An 18,972-nucleotide genomic window follows, 5' to 3' on the forward strand; every position below is an offset into this window, starting at 1 on the left:
GATCCTTTCCCACTTTTCTTCTAGTTAGACAAATTATTTTAGACAAACCAAAAAAGAGGTTGTGACAATAATGGCTCTATAATTTATGGGACTGATGAATCAGAATTGATTCTTCAGCCCCATTTTCATTTTAGGTATTAAAAAACATATCGTTCTCTAGTATGATTAAATCACCACAAAATAAACAACTGAGAGGACGATACGCTATATGAATGATTCTATCAAAAAAATGCTGAGAATAACAGAGAAAGATTTGATGATTACAGAGGTCTCTTACGAGACCCTTCAGAAGAAAAAGACGTTGGTCGTCGATGCTGTTCTCTCGCCTACTCCTCGTGCTTGTAGAAGTTGTGGTTCTACTGTGGTAGATGGAAACGGGAAAGCAATTATAGTGAAAAATGGAAAAAAGGAAACGATTGTCCGTTTTGAACAATACAATCATATGCCTTTGGTTATGCGCCTAAAAAAGCAACGCTATACCTGTAAAAACTGTCGCACCCATTGGACGGCTCAAAGTTATTTTGTCCAACCCAGACATTCAATCGCAAATCATGTTAGATATAAAATTGCTTCTTTACTGACTGAAAAAGTATCTTTATCTTTTATTGCGAAAAGCTGTCAGGTATCTTTGACCACCGTTATTCGTACATTGAAAGAGTTTAAAAGCTATTTACCAAAGCAATCTAAGAAGATCCTCCCCAGAGTATTGATGGTTGACGAATTTCGTTCGCATGCTTCCATAGAAGATAAGATGAGCTTTATTTGCGCGGATGGCGAAACAGGAAAATTAATAGATGTTTTGCCTACGCGTAAATTACCTCGATTAACAAGCTATTTCTTAGGTTGTACCAATCCAGAAGAAGTAGAATTCTTGGTGACAGACATGAACGCCGCCTACTTCCAGCTCACCAAACGTGTTCTGCCAAATGCGAAAGTCGTGATTGATCGGTTTCATATTGTCAAACACATGAATCAAGCGTTCAATGAGTTGCGTATCCGTGAAATGAATGAACTTCGTAAAGCCGGACAGAAAAGCCAGGCAGAAAAACTGAAAAAGAACTGGCGCTTTTTGCTAAAAAATCGTGCAAACATCAACCATTATGAATACAAAACATGGAAAAGTTTCCGAGCACCAAAATACCCATTTCTTACTGAAGCAATGATGATTGATCGATTGCTTGAGTTTTCTCCGCCCCTAAAGGAGGCGTATCCCTTTTTTCATGAATTAGTTGAAGCCTTTCGAGACAAAGACCCTGACTTATTTTTCTCCTTATTGGCAGAACTTCCCGAAACGTTAGATGACAGCTTTCGGGAAAAGCTTCAAAACCTTCTGACCTATGAAGAAGGCATCACCAACGCAATGATCTATCCTTATTCCAATGGAAAAATAGAAGCGAAGAATACCCACATAAAGACAATGAAACGAGTATCCTACGGATTTAAATCATTTGAGAACATGAGAATTAGAATCTTTTTGATCAATCAATTAATCAATGTAAGATAACAAAAAATCTGAGCCAGAATGTGGTTCATTCTGACTCAGATTTGATTTTGCACAACTCATCAGTCCTTATTGACAAAGAGCCACAATAATTTGTCACAACCTCTTTTTTAAAATATCTATTTTGTTTGATTGTTCATTGCGTCTTCTGCAGCCATTTGCGCTTCAATATCTGAAATACTGTAGACATTTTCGCTTGCTACACCGACTTCTTTTGGTTCCATGTCACGATAACGTTGCATACCAGTACCAGCTGGGATGATCTTACCTATAATAACATTTTCTTTCAAACCAAGAAGAGGATCTTTCTTACCGCGGATCGCAGCATCCGTCAAGACACGAGTTGTTTCTTGGAATGATGCAGCAGATAAGAAACTATTTGTTTCTAATGATGCTTTTGTGATACCTAGTAAGACAGGTCGAGAAGTTGCAGGAACGCCTCCTGAGACTAGCGTATTGTAGTTTTGATCTTTAAAGTCTGCGATGTCTAATAATGTACCTGGTAAGATATCTGTATCACCTGGATCCATTACACGAACTTTACGCAGCATTTGACGAACCATTACTTCGATATGCTTGTCGCCGATTTCTACCCCTTGCATACGGTAAACACGTTGTACTTCACGAAGCAAGTAGTTTTCAACAGATAATACATCGCGAACTTGCAACAATTGTTTTGGATCGATTGATCCTTCTGTCAATGGTGCACCACGGTGGATCATATCGCCTTCTGCTACTTTCATACGTGCTGTATAAGGAACAGTATACGTACGTGTATCTGTTTTTCCTTTGATTGTTACTTCTTTGGTACGTGTTGCAGGATCTTCTGAGATATCGATGACATCCCCTGTTACTTCTGTGATCACTGCTTGCCCTTTCGGATTACGTGCTTCAAAGATTTCTTGGACACGAGGAAGACCTTGAGTGATATCGTCTCCGGCAACCCCACCTGTATGGAATGTACGCATCGTCAACTGAGTACCAGGTTCACCGATTGATTGAGCGGCGATCGTACCAACTGCTTCTCCGACTTCAACGTCAGAGCCAGTTGCAAGGTTGCGTCCGTAACAATGTTTGCAGACACCATGTTTTGTATTACATGTGAAGACAGAACGGATTGTCACTGTTTCGACACCTGCATCAACGATTTGTTTTGCGATGTCTTCGGAAATCAATTGGTTTCCTGCAATGATCAATTCATTTGTTTCAGGATGACGTACTTCTTTACGGGTGTAACGTCCCACTAAACGATCTTCTAATGATTCGATGATTTCATTTCCCTCGCGGATGGCTTGGATTTCAAGACCTCGGTCAGTACCGCAATCTTCTTCACGGATGATTACATCTTGGGCCACGTCAACCAGACGACGAGTCAAGTAACCTGAATCGGCAGTCTTCAAGGCTGTATCGGTCATCCCTTTACGAGCCCCGTGAGTTGAGATAAACATTTCCAAGACGGATAGTCCTTCACGGAAGTTCGAAATGATTGGCAATTCCATGATTCGACCATTAGGAGCGGCCATCAAACCACGCATTCCGGCAAGCTGTGTAAAGTTGGAAATGTTACCACGAGCTCCAGAATCAGACATCATGAAGATTGGATTTTTCGCTTCCAAACCTTCCATCAGTTTTTGTTGGATGCTGTCTTTTGCAGCATTCCAAACAGCAATGACACGTTCATAACGTTCGTCATCTGTGATCAGACCACGACGGAATTGTTTTGTAATAGTTTCAACTTGTTTATGGGCATTTTCAATGATTTCTTGTTTTTCATTCAGTACACTGATGTCAGCGATCCCTACTGTGATACCGGCATGTGTCGAATGTTTGTACCCTAAGTCTTTCATACGGTCAAGCATCTTAGAAGTTTCTTTTACTTTGAATCGTTTGAAGACTTCTGCGATGATGTTTCCTAAGTTTTTCTTCTTGAACGGTAATACTAATTCTTGCTCTTTGATATGTGCAGGAATATCAGTACCAGCTTCAACAAAGTATTTGTCCGGTGTTTGGACGGTCAAGTTGAAGTCTGTTGGTTCATTCAGATAAGGGAATTCAGGAGGCATGATCTCGTTGAAGATGATCTTACCAACTGTTGTGATCATCGTACGTTCTTTTTGCCATTCAGTAAATGGTTTTTCACCTAATGAGTTAGGGTTCACACCGATACGTGAATGTAAATGAACATATCCGTTGCGCCATGCGATAACGGCTTCGTTTTGATCTCTGAAGACCATTCCTTCGCCTTCGCGTCCTTCTTCTTCCATTGTCAAGTAGTAGTTACCTAGAACCATATCTTGAGAAGGAGTAACAACTGGTTTACCATCTTTAGGGTTCAAGATGTTTTGAGCAGCTAACATCAACATACGTGCTTCTGCTTGTGCTTCTTCATTCAATGGAACGTGGACAGCCATTTGGTCTCCATCGAAATCGGCATTATAAGCTTCACATACAAGTGGATGCAAACGGATTGCGCGTCCTTGTACTAAAACTGGTTCGAATGCTTGGATACCAAGTCGGTGAAGCGTAGGTGCCCGGTTCAGCAATACTGGGTGTTCCTTGATTACGTCTTCTAAAACATCCCATACTTCGTCTTCTTGACGTTCGATTTTACGTTTCGCATTTTTGATGTTTGAAGCTAGTTCGCGTTGAACAAGCTCACGCATCACGAATGGTTTGAATAATTCAATGGCCATTTCTTTTGGAAGTCCACATTGGTACATCTTCAAGAAAGGTCCAACAACGATAACGGAACGACCTGAGTAGTCGACACGTTTACCTAGCAAGTTTTGACGGAAACGACCTTGTTTCCCTTTCAACATATGAGAAAGAGATTTCAATGGGCGGTTACCTGGTCCAGTAACTGGACGTCCGCGACGACCGTTATCGATCAATGCATCTACTGCTTCTTGCAGCATACGTTTTTCATTTTGAACGATGATTCCAGGTGCATTCAAGTCTAACAAACGTTTCAAACGGTTATTACGGTTGATTACACGACGGTAAAGATCATTCAAGTCACTTGTTGCAAAACGTCCACCTTCTAATTGAACCATTGGGCGTAAATCTGGTGGAATAACAGGGATAACGTCCATAACCATCCAGCTTGGTTGATTTCCTGAAGCGCGGAATGCTTCTAAAATATCCAAACGGCGGATTGCACGTGTACGTTTTTGTCCTTGTGCAGATTTCAATTCTTCTTTCAATTCGGCTGCTTCTGCATCTAGATCAACATTATCAAGTAATTGTTTAATCGCTTCTGCACCCATAGCAGCTTGGAATTCTTGTCCATATTGTTCACGTTTTTCGCGATATTCGCGTTCTGTCAACAATTGTTTTTTCTCTAAATTCGTATTTCCTGGTTCGATGACTACATATGAAGCAAAATAAATGATTTCTTCCAAAGCGCGTGGGCTCATGTCTAATACAAGACCCATACGTGAAGGAATCCCTTTAAAGTACCAGATATGTGAAACAGGAGCTGCTAATTCAATATGTCCCATGCGTTCACGGCGAACTTTCGAACGAGTAACTTCCACTCCGCATCGATCACAAACGATTCCTTTATAACGGATACGTTTGTATTTTCCGCAGGCACATTCCCAGTCTTTTGTAGGACCAAAAATCCGCTCACAGAACAACCCTTCGCGTTCAGGTTTTAAGGTACGATAGTTAATCGTCTCAGGTTTTTTTACTTCACCGTAAGACCAGCTTCTGATTTTTTCGGGAGAAGCCAAACCTATTTGCATACTTTCGAATTTATTTACATCGATCAAAAGGGGTTCCCTCCATTTCATTTAATGGCAAACCGCAAGACGGCTGATCTTCGACCGCCTTGCAGCTCATAGACCGGATTAGTCTAAATTATCTTCTGCGGTTTCAAAGTTTTGGATGACATCGTCTTTTTCATCTTCCACTTGTTCAGCAGCTTTCTTTTCTAATTCTTTGGCAGTTTGCTGTTCGGCAAATTTTGTCAAAGCATCAACAGTGATCAAATCGTCGTCTTCATCGTCCATGTCGCGAAGTTCGATCTCTGTTTCTTCGATATCCAAGACACGCATGTCCAGACCTAGTGATTGCAATTCTTTCACCAATACGCGGAATGATTCCGGTACACCTGGTTTTGGAATTGGTTCACCCTTGACGATTGCTTCGTATGTTTTCACACGTCCGACTACGTCATCTGATTTGTATGTCAAGATTTCTTGTAAAGTATAAGCCGCACCGTAAGCTTCCAGTGCCCATACTTCCATTTCACCAAAACGTTGTCCACCAAATTGAGCTTTACCTCCCAATGGTTGTTGTGTAACCAATGAGTAAGGTCCGATTGAACGTGCATGCAATTTGTCATCGACCATGTGAGCAAGTTTGATCATGTACATCACACCGACAGACACACGTCCATCAAATGGTTCACCTGTACGTCCGTCGTACAGAACAGTTTTCGCATCGCTGGCCATACCGGCTTCACGAACTGTTTCCCATACGTCTTCATCACTTGCACCATCAAATACTGGCGTTGCTACGTGGATACCTAACTGACGTGCAGCCATACCCAAGTGTAATTCCAATACTTGCCCGATGTTCATACGTGAAGGCACCCCTAAAGGATTCAGCATGATATCGATTGGTGTTCCATCAGGTAGGAATGGCATATCTTCTTCCGGCATAATACGGGATACAACCCCTTTATTTCCGTGACGACCGGCCATTTTATCCCCTTCATGGATTTTACGTTTTTGAACGATATAAACACGAACTAACATGTTTACGCCTGGTGACAATTCATCTCCAGCTTCACGAGTAAAGATTTTCACATCGTGAACGATACCGCCGCCGCCATGTGGTACACGTAATGATGTATCGCGGACTTCACGAGCTTTTTCGCCAAAGATCGCATGCAATAGACGTTCTTCTGCAGATAATTCTGTTACCCCTTTTGGCGTGACTTTCCCTACAAGCAAATCGCCATCTTGGACTTCTGCACCAATACGGATGATACCCATTTCGTCTAAATCTTTTAATGCGTCTTCCCCGACATTAGGGATTTCGCGTGTGATTTCTTCAGGTCCTAATTTTGTATCGCGGGCTTCTGATTCATATTCTTCAATATGGATAGAAGTGTATACGTCATCTTTTACCAAACGACGGCTCATGATGATCGCATCTTCATAGTTGTACCCTTCCCAAGTCATGAAACCAACTAAAACGTTTTGGCCTAGAGCCATTTCGCCTTGTTCCATAGATGGTCCGTCTGCCAGAGTATCCCCTTTTTCGACTTTCTCACCCAAATGAACGATTGGACGTTGGTTGTAGCTTGTTCCGGAGTTTGAACGACGGAATTTTGTTACATCGTATTTATCTAATGCACCGTTGTCGCGGCGTACGCGGATTTCAGAAGCATCAACGTATTCAACGACACCATCATGTTTACATAACAAAGCAGCTCCTGAGTCATGCGCTGATTTGTATTCCATACCAGTACCAACCCATGGTGCTTGAGGATTGATCAACGGCACTGCTTGACGCTGCATGTTGGCACCCATCAAGGCACGGTTGGAGTCATCGTTTTCCAAGAAAGGAATACATGCTGTCGCAACGGCAACTACTTGTTTAGGTGATACGTCCATGTAGTCTACTTTATCAATAGATACTTCTAAGTTTTCACTTTGAGCACGAGCCATAACAACGTCTTGAGCAAATGTTCCATCTTCATTCAATGGGCTGTTTGCTTGGGCTACGATGTAATGGTCTTCGATATCAGCTGTCAAGTAGTCGATTTGGTCAGTAACACGACCTGTTTCACGGTCTACACGACGATAAGGTGTTTCGATAAATCCGAATTTATTTACTTTCGCATAACTGGACAAACTATTGATCAACCCGATGTTTGGGCCTTCAGGAGTTTCGATCGGACACATACGGCCATAGTGGGAGTAGTGAACGTCACGAACTTCATAACCGGCGCGGTCACGAGTCAATCCGCCAGGTCCTAAGGCGAAAAGACGACGTTTGTGTGTCAATTCGCCAAGAGGGTTTGTTTGATCCATGAACTGTGACAACTGAGAAGAACCAAAGAATTCTTTGATACTTGCCACAACTGGACGGATATTGATCAATTGTTGAGGTGTCAATGTTTCAGTATCTTGGATCGACATTCTTTCACGAACCACACGTTCCATACGTGCTAGCCCGATACGGAATTGGTTTTGTAAAAGTTCACCGACTGAACGGATACGACGATTTCCTAAGTGGTCGATATCATCGACATTGCCGATACCTTCCATCAAGTTCAAGAAATAGCTCATTGAAGCAATGATGTCGGCTGGACGAACCGTTTTTACAGCTGCTTCTGGATAGCCGTTTCCGATCACGTTTACTTCACGTTCAGGGTCTCTTGGTGAAAATACTTTGATGACTTGGACAGTCATTGGATCTGTGACCACACCGTCTTCTGATGGATAGTAAGTCACTGAATTTAGGCCATTATCAATGAAAGGAGCTAGTGTTTCCATGACTTGGTGAGTCAGAACTGTTCCTTTTTCAACGATGATCTCGCCTGTTTCTGGATCAACTAATGTTTCAGCTAATGTCAGATTCAATAGACGTGTTTTCAAATCTAATTTTTTGTTTACTTTGTAACGACCAACGTTTGCTAAGTCGTAACGTTTTGGATCGAAGAAACGAGCATTCAGCAAGTTACGTGAGCTGTCTGCTGTTTTTGGTTCGCCTGGACGCAAACGTTCGTAAACGTCTTTCAAACCTTCTTCTGTTCTTGAGTCGCTTGCGTTTTTATGCAAGTCTTTTTCGACTGTATTGCGTAATGTTTCGCTGTCGCCGAAGATTTCAAAGATCGTATCATCGGAACCAAATCCTAACGCACGAACTAATACGGTTAAAGGAATCTTACGTGTACGGTCGATACGTACATAAGAGATGTCTTTTGCATCAGTTTCCATTTCTAGCCAAGCTCCACGGTTAGGGATAACAGTAGAACCGAATCCTTCTTTTCCGTTTTTGTCGACTTTTCCATGGAAATAGACACCTGGTGAACGGACTAACTGAGAAACGATTACTCGCTCTGCCCCGTTGATGATGAATGTTCCTTGTTCTGTCATTAATGGGAAATCACCGAAGAATACTTCTTGTGCTTTGATTTCGCCAGTCTCGCGGTTTGTCAAACGCAATGTTACATGTAATGGTGCAGAGTAGTTTGCATCATGCGCACGAGCTTCTGCTACTGTATACTTTGGTTCTTTCAATTCATAATCTACAAATTCCAAAGATAGATTGCCATTGAAGTCATCGATTGGCAAAATGTCTTCAAACATTTCTCTAAGTCCCTCATCTAAGAACCATTGGTAAGAGTCTGTTTGAATTTCGATCAAATTTGGTAATTCCAACACTTCACTGATTCTTGCGAAACTTCTACGTTCGCGATGTTTTCCGTATTTTACTACGTGTCCAGCCAAGCTCTTCACCCCTCTAAAATGTCATTCAAAAAGACTACCCGATCAATTGTTACAATAATATTTCAAATATTATTTTTAGGTAACAACAGACATTTTTTGCGGCTTTTAGGCAAAAAAAAACCAAAAATAGAACATTCTCTTGAAACCTTACTTCGTGAGCTTCTACTTTTGTTTCCTTATATTAAAGCCGAAACGGACAATATTTCGTTTCTGCCTTTTCTTCATCAGATAGTTTTTGCAACTTCATATACTACACTTATTTTCTATAAAAGTCAACACTTCCTGGCGTTTCTTCTGCTTTTTCGCAACATTTTCTTAATGTTTTCAATTTTATGTTTTCAATTATCTGACAATTCTTAATTGACAGACCTTTTTATCTCGGTTATACTTTAGAAAATTCATTTTGTGGAGGAACTTCTATGCGAACCAACATCAACCAAATCGCACCAACACAACTGAATAACTTTTACTTTAGCTACTTTAGATAGGTTTGTATTCATCATGATGGATACAAACGTTAAACGACAGTTTGTATCTATGATGGCTAAAGAACTTTGTATTGCAGCAAAAAGCCACGTAGACAAAATGCTAAGTGGCTGAGCAGTGAAAATACAAAGTAAAAGTATCAAGCATTCTACTTTTTCAATTTATTTTCCGACTTTTCAATCCATTTGGACATTTTGTCTGAATGGATTTTTTGTTTCCCAAAATTAAGGAGGAAAAAGAAATGAAAAAAAATATAATCATCGGATTAGGCGCTGCCCTGCTACTAGCTTTAGGAGGTTGCGCACAAAAAGACAATTCCGCAGAGGCATCAGATGGACAAAAAACAATTGGCGTATTGCAACTTGTACAACATAACTCGTTAGATGCTGCCTATAAAGGATTCAAAGAAGGATTAGCAGAAGAAGGGTATAAAGAAGGCGATAATCTAACAATCGATTATCAAAATGCCCAAAACAATCAAGACAACCTGAAAAGTATGAGTGAGAAACTCGTCAAAGAAGATCCTGATTTGCTACTTGGAATCGCCACTCCAGCAGCACAATCTTTATTAAATGAAACAACCACTATCCCGATGACTGTCACAGCGGTCACAGACTTGGAACAAGCCCATTTAGTCACATCCAATGAAAAACCTGGCGGCAATGTGACTGGCACGACAGATATGGTGCCAATCGAAAAACAAATCGGCTTACTGTTAAATATCGTGCCAGACGCCAAAACAATCGGCATCATGTATAACAACGGTGAAGCAAACTCTAAGATCCAAGCTGATTTGGCAGAAAAAGAATTGAAAAAAGCGGGCGTCAAAGTCAAAGTACTGACAGCAAATTCCACAAATGATGTCCAACAAGTGACGAAAAGTCTAGCTAAAGATGTAGATGGAATCTATATTCCTACTGATAACACGTTCGCAAGTGCGGCAAGTGTTGTCGGTGAAGTCGCAAAAGAAACAAAAACACCTGTCGTTGCTGGCGCAGTTGATCAAGTCAAAGACGGCGGTCTAGCAACAGTAGGAATCGACTACGAAAGCTTGGGCAAACAAACAGGGATCATGGCAGCAAAAATCTTAGACGGCAAGAATCCAAGTGAACTTCCTGTCGAAACAGCGAATGATTTGGAACTGTATGTCAATAAAGACATGGCCAAAGCATTAGGCATCAATCCAGACAGCATCAAAGAAGCTGAATAAAACACAGGAGGATTCTCATGACAAATTTGCTCTCTCTTTTCTTATCATCTGCATCGCAAGGGGTCTTATGGGCCCTACTTGCGATTGGTGTATACGTCACTTTCCGTATCTTGGACATTGCCGACTTGACTGCTGAAGGAAGCTTTCCTTTAGGTGCAGGGATCGCGGCAGTAAGTATTACAAATGGCTATCATCCATTGACAGCTTGTCTTCTAGGCTTTTTAGGGAGTGCGGCAGCAGGGCTTGTTTCCGGACTGCTTCACACAAAATTGAAAATTCCCGCCCTTCTTGCAGGGATCATCACCATGACTGGTTTATATTCTGTCACATCCCGTGTGATGGGTGCGCCGAACATCTCTTTATTGGGTCAGCCAACGATCTTTCATTGGGTCGAGTCATTCGGCATAACAAAAGACAACGCTGTACTGATCGTCGGTCTGCTTTTTGCTTTGATCGTTGTATGTTTACTTGTTTTGTTCTTACGTACAGAAACAGGACTTGCTATTCGTGCAACTGGCGATAATCTGGCAATGAGCGAAGCAAACGGGATCAACACAGATAATATGAAGATCATCGGTTATATGATTTCTAATGGATGCATTGCTCTTTCTGGCTCCTTGCTTGCGCAAAACAACGGCTTTGCTGATTTAAATTCTGGTATTGGAACGATCGTAATTGGACTTGCTTCTATTATCATCGCAGAAGTTTTGTTACGTAACCAGCCACTATTTCTCCGTCTCTTGACTGTCGTTTTAGGTGCGGTCATTTATCGTTTTATTTTAGCGTTAGTCTTCGAACTGAATGTTGAACCAAGTGATTCGAAACTTGCTTCTGCTTTCGTGCTAGTGATCTGTCTTTCTTTCCCGCAGATCCAGCAAAAATTCCATTTACCTCAAAAAAAGAAAGGCGGTAGTGTCAAATGAATGACGTCTTAACATTGGAAAATCTCCATCATACCTTTGAAAAAGGAACGATCAACGAAAATCATGTCCTGAAAGGCATTAATCTTTCCTTAGATCCCGGCGACTTCGTGACGATCATCGGTGGAAATGGGGCTGGTAAATCTACTTTGCTGAACAGCATCGCCGGTACATTTTCTGTCGATCAGGGTCAAATTTTATTGAATGGAAAAAATATCACGAAAAAATCTGTTGTCGAACGTTCGAAATCCATCAGTCGCGTATTCCAAGATCCTAAACTAGGGACAGCCGTTCGTTTAACGGTAGAAGAAAATCTTGCTCTTGCTATGAAACGAGGAAAAAAACGCGGCTTCTTCCGTGGTGTCAAACCACAAGACCGAACATTTTTCAAAGACCAGCTGGTTCGGCTAAATTTGGGGTTGGAAAATCGTTTATCCTCAGAAATCGGTTTGCTGTCTGGAGGACAACGTCAAGCTATTACGTTATTGATGGCCACATTACAGCGTCCAGAACTGATCTTATTAGATGAACACACTGCAGCGCTTGACCCTGCTACTTCCAAAACGGTGATGGAATTGACAGAAAAGCTGATCACTGAGCAGAATCTCACTGCTTTTATGGTCACTCATGACATGGAAGACGCGATCCGCTATGGGAGTCGACTGATCATGCTGCATCAAGGAAGGATCGTCGTAGATATCCAGCAAGAGGAAAAACAGCAGCTCACAGTGCCCCAATTATTAGCGTTGTTCAAACAAAACAGCGGCACGGCATTAAAAGACGATCAAGTACTTTTATCTTCATAATCAGAAAGAGGATGGGACAAAAAATGAACGCCCACCCTCTTCTTTTTTCTCTTTCCTTCTTTCGTTTTTGCTTTATGTATCAACCGTTGTTTCTTCGAAAACTATTTTGTTCTCTCCTTCTTCCTGATAGAATGGATGGGAAAGGAGCTTGATGCCATGACAACGAAAGACAAGGTACTTCAATTATTGAAAAAGACACCAGATTTTCTTTCCGGAGAAAAGTTGGCACAGCAACTGGAAGTTTCCCGGACAAGTATTTGGAAAGCCATCAAAGAATTGGAAAAGGCAGGCTATCGTTTTGAGCACGGGCCTACAGGGTATCGTTACCTGCCCTCTGACGTACTAGATGCAAAAGAAATCCAGCAAGAGCTACGGTCGTTTATTCCTGATTTGAAAGTACAAACGATGTTGACTTCTGAATCTACGATGAAAGATGCCAAACTGGCAGCAGCTCAAGGAGATTCTGTTTCGAAGTTATTTGTTGCTGATACACAAGAACAAGCTCGTGGACGTTTTGGACGGCCTTTTTTCGCTGAACCTGGACGAGGAATCTACATGAGTCTCTTGCTCCATCCAGACAAACGGTTTGATGAATTGCCTCAATATACGATCATCGCAGCCAGTGCCTGTGTGAAAGCCATTGAATCTGTAACCGGTCGTTCTGCTTCGATCAAATGGGTCAATGATATCTACATGGATGGAAAAAAAGTCTGTGGGATTTTATCTGAAGCAGTCAGTGATATGGAAAGCGGCAGGATCAGTCATATCATCATTGGGATCGGGCTTAATTTTTCTGTTCCTCAAAATCATTTTCCAGCTGATCTCCAAGAAAAAGCCATCTCTGTCTTTCCCGACGGACAAGCTAGTGTCACAAGGAATCAGCTAATCAGCAAAATCTGGCAAGAATTGTTCACTTATCTTTCTCACCCAGAAAAAGCGTTGGACTTCTATAAAGAAAAATCATTCGTATTGGGAAAAACCGTGTCGTTCAATCAAAAAGGAACGACTTATGTCGGTCTTGCAAAAGAAATCGGTGATCATGGCGAACTGATCGTCCAAACAAATGAACAGAAGATGAGTTTGTCTTCTGGCGAAATCAGTCTCACATCTATCCGTACGCAATAATTATCAGATTTCACAAAAGGACACCTGATCTCATACAGTGTCCTTTTTTCTGAATTCTCTTCAAAAGACTCTCCTTATTCTATCAGCTGACAGTTTCTCTATCCTCTAGAAAAAGGTATTCTAAAAATATCTATAAAGCATGGTACACTTTCTTTAAATGAATCAATGCAAAAAACAAGAGAGTCATCAGTTTACACGATCAAAAGAGATAGCAGGCCGCTTCCTTTTTCAATCTTATAGATAGACCATGGGTAACGATAAAAACAAAAAAGAACTTGCGACTTATTTTGCCGTAAGTTCTTTTTTAGCTAGTGCCTTAATCTCTTAATCCCAACAAACGTCTCGCATAGATCACCTGACCAGAGTGCATAGCAGCATCATCAATAATAGAAACGAGACGCATTCCTCGTGTGACTGGTGGTGTCCAGTTCTCGTCAATTACTTCATCTAGCTCGGAAGGTTCCAGCCTTCTTAAGTAAGAAATAGCAAAATCAGCAGCTCCTCGCAAGTATCCTAGCAGATCTTCTATTTGATTAGCTTGGATCTGCTTTGCTTGTTCCAGACTATGCTTCCAATCTTGTTCGTTATCTGCTATCGTCATCGGAAACCGGCTTTCCCAGTCTTGACTATGCCAAATTGGAGAAGTTCCTGCTAAATCAGCAATCTGGAAATCTAATTCTCGAGCGGTATGCCAAGCCAGCCAAGTCATTGATTTGATCTGCGGGGCTCTATCTTCCACTGGAAAACGATTGGCCTCCTCAATAGAGACGCCTTCAAACAAACGTTCAAACCGATCGTATGCCCGATCCACACTCTCGCATAGCATATCTAAATAATCCATTTATTTTCCTCCTTTTTATTTATCCTACTTACTTTTTCCTAATTCTAGGATACCTACTTATATGTTACTACACACCCTTATTTTTTACACTTTAACAGTCACCATCATCAATAGTTTGGAGATTGAAAGAAAAAGATAGTGTCGAACTATCAATTGAACAAGAAGCAACAATATGAACGTTTCATTAATATTCTTTAAATAAACAATGATTTTTCAAACGAACAGTTTAAGACTAGGAGAAAAAGAGTATAATAGGAAAATGTTTGAAAGGAAAGGAAGGGGAAAAATGAAAAAAAGGGCAAGTTTACTAGTCCTAGTTGCTTTGTTGTTCAATATCTTTTCGTATGGTGTGGCCGTTTCAGCGGAAACATACATTCCTAAAGACCCTGGGAATATTTATAATGATCTAACTGGTAACTATGGCTTGTTAGGAATTGCTAGTCAATTCCACGTATTTGCTAAAAATAAGACAACTGTGAATGCACATACAGACGGAAATATAGCAACACATGAACTTGATGCAAAAAATAATTTTGGTACAGAGCTTCATGAAGGTTTATTGAACCAAGAAATAAATTATATACAAAAAACTGATTCTTTCGCTAATTCTTCAGGCATACCTACAGGTAGCACAAGAATGAATAAATTTGTCGTTGGCAGTAACGTGGATGTAGCACTTCAAGATGGTCATCCTACAGTCAATGGATCCAGGCTTGATCACTTAACTCCAGATGATTTTTATAAAGATCGTGCTGGGCATGAATATATTGATTTCGAGCAGGAATTTGCTAAATTGAATGTAGCAGCAAATGATCTTGCAACGATCACTCCAGCTAAAACATATACTGCTGCAGATTTTCCAGACATGAACAATCGGACAATCGATTTAACTGATTTATCAGATACCGGGTTTTTATTGGTAAATATCGATGCAGAAGTGTTAACGATGAATACGCCACTTCAAATCATTAATCCAAATGATCAAGTAGTTGTATTTAATGTCATCAACAGTTCTTCTGCATTGAACGTACAGTCACCAATCAAATACAATGATCGTTCAAATCATGAAACAGAAGATTTTTCGGATGCGAATATCTCTTGGAATTTTGGAAATGAGATGACTGATTTGACAATCAGTGCTCCTTTTCAAGGAACAATCCTTGCGCCTAATGCTACTATCCGCATTACTCAAAACCAAGACGGAACGATTATAGGAACAAATGTGATTTTAGATGCAGCTACCAATCGTTGGGATCCTAACGAAATATTTATCAGCGACAATGGTACAGATACGACAGACACAAGCGACAGTACAGATACATCTACCACAAGTGATAGCTCAGATTCATCAACTTCAAGCGACAGTACAGATACTACCTCTACCACAAGTGATAGCACGGATACATCAGCTTCAAGCGACAGTACAGATACTACCTCTACCACAAGTGATAGCACGGACACATCAGCTTCAAGTGACAGTACAGATACTACCTCTACCACAAGTGACAGCACGGACACGTCAGCTTCAAGCGACAGTACAGATACTACCTCTACCACAAGTGATAGCACGGACACATCAGCTTCAAGTGACAGTACAGATACTACCTCTACCACAAGTGATAGCACGGACACGTCAGCTTCAAGCGACAGTACGGATACATCTACCACAACAAGTGATAGCACGGACACGTCAGCTTCAAGTGACAGTACAGATACTACCTCTACCACAAGTGATAGCTCAGATTCATCTACCACTACAAGTGATAGCACGGACACGTCAGCTTCAAGTGACAGTACAGATACATCCTCTACCACAAGTGATAGCTCAGATTCATCAACTTCAAGCGATAGTACAGACACGTCGTCTACCACAAGCGATACACGTCATGCAAGTGTCTCCTTCTCAAAAACAAGTTCGGATAACAGGACGAACTTTAACTTAACTAATAAAACAAGCAATGACAATGGAAACAAATCAAAAAGAGCACTTCCTAAAACTGGAAGTCAATCGAATAATTGGATAACACTCGCAGGCGTTATATTACTTGTAATCGGTTTAAGAATCACTTTTATGAGTTATAAGAAATCGAAAAGGTAAAAAAATATTCAAGATAAAAAAGAGCAACGTCGCTAACGGACGTTGCTCTTTATTTTTGCTTTTTATCATAAATACAAGAACTACAATTCAATTTGTCAAAAAACACGTAGATTTCCTTCTGAGAAATTTATTTACGTATCGAACCTTTCCCTATTCAGTCTTTGCGATCCAAAATCAGTTGGGTAAGGGAAAAGAGATTCTCTTTTGTTCGAAGAGAGGTGGCAGGTAATTTCTTTATTTCCTTCAAAGCCTTTTCTGTGTAAGAGGCCGCTAACTTCCTAGCTTCTTCCACGCCTCCTGTATGTTCAACGATTTTGCGTACGGCGTCGACATCTTCTTCTGTCATTGCCGCTTTCTTCTCTAAATAAGGTAGTAGCTTTGGTTTGTTTTTTTGCAAAGAGTAGATCAACGGTAAAGAATAGACCCCTTGACGCATGTCTTCTAGTACAGGTTTGCCGATTTCCTGGCTCTCTTTTGTATAATCTAAAATATCATCGATAATCTGAAAGGCCATCCCGATAGAAAGTCCGATATCTCCTGCTTTTTTTGCGAAGCGCTCGCTTGTTCCACTTTCAAAAGCGCCAACAGAACAACTTAATTGGAACAGTTCAGCTGTCTTACCTGAAATATTTTCCAAATATTCTTTTACAGAAAGTTCATAATTATAGCGATCATCCATCTGACCTAATTCGCCATTCAATACTTTTTCCATACTGCGAGAATTCAATTGGAGACTTTTCAAGGAAGTGGAGTAATCAGACAATAGTTTAAAACAGCAGACAAATAAATAGTCTCCTGCATAGACAGAAACGACATTACCAAACTGACTACGGATATTAGGCTGACCACGTCGCAGATCCGCTTCATCAACGATATCATCATGGATCAGTGTGGCCGTATGGAGCATTTCGATAGAAGCTGCCAAAGCGATGGCTTTGTCTCGATCTTGCTCTGGTCCAAATTGTGAGAACAATAGCTGATAGGCAGGACGCAACAGCTTTCCGCCGGCATGGATCGTTTCTTTGATTGCTTGTTCGACAGGTTTGTTTTTCAGGCGGACAGTTTCTTCCATCCGTTTTAGTGTTTCTGTCAATTCTTTACTTAAAGCAGGATAGTTTTCCCACATTGGATGTAGCTTCATAAAAAAACTCCTTGTGTGACGATTATTTTTTGGTAAACATTGGGCTCCATTTTTGTTTGGTTCCCTGCTCATAATCTTTTTGGAATCGTTGAAGTGTCTGCACATGTCGTAAAAGATAATTCGCTGCGATCCCGATTGCAATCCCTGATAAAATCCCTAAAACTGAAAGGACTGGCAAGTACAACATGACTGTCCATGATTGTGCAATGAAAGAAGCCATCAAAAGCTGTCCGACATTATGCATGAAACCGCCGGCCGCACTAATTCCGATGATACTGACACGTTTTGGTCCTAATTGCTTGACCAATAACATTCCAAAATAACTAAGCAAAGCACCACTCATACTATAAAGGAATGTGGAAATCGTTCCGCCTAGCAAAGTAGTCAGGAATAGTCGTAGCCAAAGTAGTAAGAAGCTGTCTCGTTTTTTCATGGTAAAAATGGCAACGATCGTGATTAGATTGGCTAAGCCTAGTTTTGCACCAGGCGCAAAAGAAAAAGGATAAGGGATCATATTTTCCAATAAACCAATGATCACTCCTTGTGCAACAAGTAGCGAAATATAAATCATTTTTTGTAATTTACTCATGGTGTGTGAAGGTCTAATAAATCAGACTGTCTTCGTCACCTCCATCTGTTGAACGGACTTCGATCACTAATTTATGTGGCAAACAGACGATGGTTTCGCCATTTTTCGTTGCCCAGCCTCGACGTACGCAGATCTGGTCATCGCAATCTGCTTCTTTTATCCGTACTCGATCGCCATCTATCTCGATCAAGTTATAATCTCCGTGTTCATCTTTGTAAGTATATGTGTTGCTCTCTTCTCCAGCCATCAAAGGGAATGTTTTGATTTCTGTGCCATCCACACGCAGTACCGCTTCTTTTTCTGCTGTTGCGGTGTTTTGCTGAAGACCAAAAATCATGACTGGTAAAAAAGAAAGAACAGTCAAAAGCAAAATAATAAAAACATCCCAAGGTTTGAGCAGACTTTTTTCAGCAAATTCTTTAAGGCTCATTTTTGTTCTCCTTTTTCCAGATTAACTCACCCAATTTTAGCATAAAAACAAGAGGTTGTGACACCTGTGTCTTGCTTTGAGTAATAAGAACGAAGAATAGAAAACAGCTTTCCATGTTTTCTAATTCTTTGGGCTTATTACCGAGAAGCAGCAGGTGGAACACCGTTTATAACAAGAGGTTGTGACAGAAGTGGGCAACTTCAAGAAATAAGAAGGAATTTACGAAAATTACTTTTCAAGTTTTTGTGAAATTTCGGCTTATTTTTCGAAGAAGCTACTTCTGGAACACCGTTTATAACAAGAGGTTGTAACAGAGGTTGTGACACCTGTGTCTTGCTCATGGAGGCTTATCTCGG

Annotated in this window: 12 protein-coding genes; 6 read left to right on the top strand and 6 right to left on the bottom strand. The window is 40.8% G+C overall.

Features of this window, described 5'->3' with window-relative positions; all coding sequences use genetic code 11:
* Positions 1-208 precede the first annotated feature (208 nt).
* Positions 209-1,504, top strand: coding sequence for an ISL3-like element ISEfa11 family transposase (locus ACIFUW_RS13585; protein WP_002297218.1), 1,296 nt, complete (start codon positions 209-211; stop codon positions 1,502-1,504).
* A 116-nt stretch (positions 1,505-1,620) separates the two neighbouring features.
* Here ACIFUW_RS13585 and rpoC read toward each other — a convergent pair whose 3' ends face one another.
* Together rpoC and rpoB are read right to left on the bottom strand one after the other, a co-directional pair.
* Complete coding sequence (gene rpoC, locus ACIFUW_RS13590) at positions 1,621-5,274, bottom strand: DNA-directed RNA polymerase subunit beta' (RefSeq protein WP_002340553.1); 3,654 nt, start codon at positions 5,272-5,274, stop codon at positions 1,621-1,623.
* 78 nt (positions 5,275-5,352) lie between these two features.
* On the bottom strand, positions 5,353-8,970 hold the full coding sequence (gene rpoB, locus ACIFUW_RS13595) for a DNA-directed RNA polymerase subunit beta (RefSeq protein ID WP_002340554.1): 3,618 nt from the start codon (positions 8,968-8,970) through the stop codon (positions 5,353-5,355).
* 727 nt (positions 8,971-9,697) lie between these two features.
* On the opposite strand from rpoB, the gene ACIFUW_RS13600 reads away from it, so the two are divergent.
* From ACIFUW_RS13600 to ACIFUW_RS13615, 4 genes are all read left to right on the top strand, one after another.
* A complete protein-coding gene (locus ACIFUW_RS13600) occupies positions 9,698-10,666 on the top strand; it encodes an ABC transporter substrate-binding protein (protein WP_002289394.1) in 969 nt (322 codons plus the stop codon).
* 17 nt (positions 10,667-10,683) lie between these two features.
* A complete protein-coding gene (locus ACIFUW_RS13605) occupies positions 10,684-11,589 on the top strand; it encodes an ABC transporter permease (protein ID WP_048946534.1) in 906 nt (301 codons plus the stop codon).
* The gene (locus tag ACIFUW_RS13610) at positions 11,586-12,392 is read left to right on the top strand and encodes an ABC transporter ATP-binding protein (protein WP_002289388.1); all 807 of its coding nucleotides are present in this window, start codon (positions 11,586-11,588) and stop codon (positions 12,390-12,392) included. Before ACIFUW_RS13605 ends, ACIFUW_RS13610 begins: the two co-directional genes overlap by 4 nt.
* A gap of 156 nt (positions 12,393-12,548) precedes the next feature.
* Complete coding sequence (locus tag ACIFUW_RS13615; protein ID WP_002297289.1) at positions 12,549-13,517, top strand: biotin--[acetyl-CoA-carboxylase] ligase; 969 nt, start codon at positions 12,549-12,551, stop codon at positions 13,515-13,517.
* Between the two features lie 316 nt (positions 13,518-13,833).
* Here the strand turns inward: ACIFUW_RS13615 and ACIFUW_RS13620 are convergent, their stop codons facing one another.
* Positions 13,834-14,358, bottom strand: a complete 525-nt coding sequence (locus ACIFUW_RS13620; protein WP_002289384.1) for a DinB family protein — start codon at positions 14,356-14,358, stop codon at positions 13,834-13,836.
* Positions 14,359-14,644: 286 nt separating this feature from the next.
* Here ACIFUW_RS13620 and scm point away from each other — a divergent pair, with 286 nt between their 5' ends.
* Positions 14,645-16,456 carry a collagen-binding MSCRAMM adhesin Scm gene (scm, locus tag ACIFUW_RS13625; RefSeq protein ID WP_014748741.1) on the top strand — a complete coding sequence of 604 codons (1,812 nt, stop codon included), beginning with the start codon at positions 14,645-14,647 and terminating at the stop codon, positions 16,454-16,456.
* A 154-nt stretch (positions 16,457-16,610) separates the two neighbouring features.
* Here scm and ACIFUW_RS13630 read toward each other — a convergent pair whose 3' ends face one another.
* From ACIFUW_RS13630 to ACIFUW_RS13640, 3 genes are read right to left on the bottom strand one after another with little or no spacing between them, the layout of a single operon-like run.
* Complete coding sequence (locus ACIFUW_RS13630) at positions 16,611-17,597, bottom strand: polyprenyl synthetase family protein (RefSeq protein ID WP_002289380.1); 987 nt, start codon at positions 17,595-17,597, stop codon at positions 16,611-16,613.
* A 22-nt stretch (positions 17,598-17,619) separates the two neighbouring features.
* Positions 17,620-18,186, bottom strand: coding sequence for a Gx transporter family protein (locus ACIFUW_RS13635; protein ID WP_002289378.1), 567 nt, complete (start codon positions 18,184-18,186; stop codon positions 17,620-17,622).
* A 13-nt stretch (positions 18,187-18,199) separates the two neighbouring features.
* Positions 18,200-18,616, bottom strand: a complete 417-nt coding sequence (locus ACIFUW_RS13640) for a NusG domain II-containing protein (RefSeq protein WP_002294810.1) — start codon at positions 18,614-18,616, stop codon at positions 18,200-18,202.
* Positions 18,617-18,972 lie beyond the last annotated feature (356 nt).

The organism is Enterococcus sp. PLH-Efm8 (assembly GCF_053011625.1).